General features: G+C 63.9%; 4 protein-coding genes. 1 reads left to right on the top strand and 3 read right to left on the bottom strand.

Annotation, left to right across the window (positions count from 1 at the left end):
• The coding region (locus tag VK519_RS15285; RefSeq protein WP_324351158.1) for an isochorismatase family protein at positions 1-332 on the bottom strand (332 nt) is incomplete at its 3' end.
• A gap of 54 nt (positions 333-386) precedes the next feature.
• Here VK519_RS15285 and VK519_RS15280 point away from each other — a divergent pair.
• Positions 387-998, top strand: coding sequence for a TetR/AcrR family transcriptional regulator (locus VK519_RS15280; protein ID WP_324351156.1), 612 nt, complete (start codon positions 387-389; stop codon positions 996-998).
• Positions 999-1,046: 48 nt separating this feature from the next.
• Here VK519_RS15280 and VK519_RS15275 read toward each other — a convergent pair whose 3' ends face one another.
• Together VK519_RS15275 and VK519_RS15270 are read right to left on the bottom strand one after the other, a co-directional pair.
• Positions 1,047-1,820 (bottom strand): ROK family protein, encoded by a 774-nt coding sequence (locus VK519_RS15275; protein ID WP_324351155.1) that lies wholly within the window; start codon positions 1,818-1,820, stop codon positions 1,047-1,049.
• On the bottom strand, positions 1,817-2,056 hold a 240-nt coding region (locus VK519_RS15270), incomplete at its 5' end, for a hypothetical protein (protein ID WP_324351153.1). The genes VK519_RS15270 and VK519_RS15275, both read right to left, overlap by 4 nt.

Below are 2,056 nucleotides of genomic sequence, written 5' to 3'. Positions count from 1 at the left end.
CCGTAGAACGCACCCCATTGCCGCTTGGTGATGCGGATGTCGTTCGCCGCCGTTGGCAGCCCCTCCGGATCGGCCCACCAGTTTTCCGGGAGCGCACGGGCGGCAAGGGGTTGGTCTACCGGCTGCTTGAGGGCATCGGCGAAGTCCGGCGCAAAACCCACGCTCACGCGCACCACCAGGGTGCCGGTGTCGCGGCAGCGAGATACCAGACGAGCGGCACGGGCCACCACCTCTTCGCCGGTGTAAGGTCCCTGTGCAAAAGGGACGATGCCAGCCTGCAGGTCGATCAGTACCAGCGCGGTAGTGCCCGGGTCGAGCTTGTCATCGGTCATGGCCGTTACCTTCAATAGATTTATGAGGATAGTCTCACATGGGAGTTTATGAGGATGGCCTCGAGTAATTCAAGCCCGGCGATCCGCAAACCGCAGCGCCAGCGTGGCGTGGCGCGGGTGGAATCGTTGCTGGAGGCGGCTGGCGAGGTTTTCGCCGAGAGGGGCTACGATGCCGCCACGATGACCGAAATCGCCGCACGGGCAGGCGCATCGATCGGCTCGCTGTACCAGTTTTTCCCCACCAAGGAGCTGGTGGCCGAAGCGCTGGTCGCGCGCTATGTCTCGGCGCTGCACGCGGACCTGCGCCGCATGGCGGGCCTGGCGCGTTCGATGGACGCCCGGGGCCTGGGCGCCAAACTTCTGCGGACCGTCTACGACTTCCGCCGGAAGAATCCCGGTTTCGTCACCCTGGGCGAGGCCACCAATCTTCCCGACTCCATCGTGCTTGGCCTGCGCAACACCTTGCGTGAACTCATCACCGACATCCTGGTGGCCTTCGCACCGGACATCGCGCGCGAGAAACTGCGTCCGCAGTCGTTCGTGCTGCTGCAGTTGATGAAATCGTTCGCATCCTTGAGTGCCGAGCCTGGCATCAAGGGCCGCAAGGACGTGCTCTCCGCGCTGGAAGACACCTTCGTGCTGGCGCTTGGGCATCTGGACGCCTGAACCGACGACGCGTACGCAGGCCGCGGCCAATCGGAGGTGACGCGGCAGTCACCGCTTGCGTGAAGGTTTCTTTGCGGCCTTCTTCGAGGGTGCCCGGGCAGGGATCTTCGTCTCTTTGCGCCACAGCGCCGCCCCGCCGACGATGCCGGCCTTGTTGTCGCCGACGCTGACGTTCTCAGGCAAGCCGTCGGGATCGACGTAGTCGGCATTGCCGCCGCCTAAGTAGATGTGGTCGGGGCTGAGCAGGACGTTCATCGTGCGCAGCGCCAGGTGCAGGCGTTTGTTCCATTTCTTCTTGCCCGCGGCCTCGTAGGCCACGTTGCCGAGGAGTTGCTCGTAAGTCTTGCCCTTCTTCAGCGGATGGTGGGCCAGTTCCATGTGCGGCATCAGTTCGCCATCGAGGAAGAGGCCCGTGCCCATGCCGGTGCCCAGGGTGACGACGAATTCCAGGCCTTTGCCCTTGATCAGGCCGAAGCCCTGCATGTCGGCATCGTTGATGAGCTTTGCCTGGTGGCCGCCCAGCGCGTGGCTTAAGGAGCGCTCCAGCGGATAGCCCACCCAGGCATCGTTGCCCAGGTTCACCGCCGTCATCACCTTGCCGCGGCAGATGACGCCCGGGAAGCCGATGGAAATCCGGTCGAAGGGCGGCAGTCCGGTCACCATTTCCGTGACCATCTTCAGCAGCAGATCCGGTGGACACGGTTTGGGGGTGGGCACGCGGATGCGTTCGGCCAGGCTCTTGCCCTTTTCACCCAGTACATCGGCTTTCAGATGGCTGCCACCGACATCGATGGAGAGGATCCCCGCCTGCTTCTTTTTCATGCCTTGGTCCTTGCGTGCTTGCCGTTGTCGCCGAAGGTGAGGGAAAAGTCGCGCCCTTCCCAGCGTGCCGCGCCGGGCCACCAGAACGTAAAGTGTAGTGTGGCTGAAGTCGACGACTTGGCAACCGGCAGGTCCGTCACGTGGGTGCCGAAGCCGCTGGGCCGGGAGTCGGTATCGTGGATAGTGGCCCAATCGTCGTCGGACCAATGCACGCGCGTGGCATCGAGCGTCTCGAT

It is taken from the genome of Pinirhizobacter sp., from assembly GCF_035317885.1.
Lineage (GTDB): Bacteria > Pseudomonadota > Gammaproteobacteria > Xanthomonadales > Rhodanobacteraceae > Pinirhizobacter.
This window is presented reverse-complemented; position numbering and strand designations above follow the sequence as displayed.

Bases quoted from the DNA above. Each gene is read 5' to 3' on its own strand.
- VK519_RS15275 (WP_324351155.1), bottom strand. From the start codon at position 1,820: ATGAAAAAGAAGCAGGCGGGGATCCTCTCCATCGATGTCGGTGGCAGC.
- VK519_RS15280 (WP_324351156.1), top strand. From the start codon at position 387: ATGGCCTCGAGTAATTCAAGCCCGGCGATCCGCAAACCGCAGCGCCAG.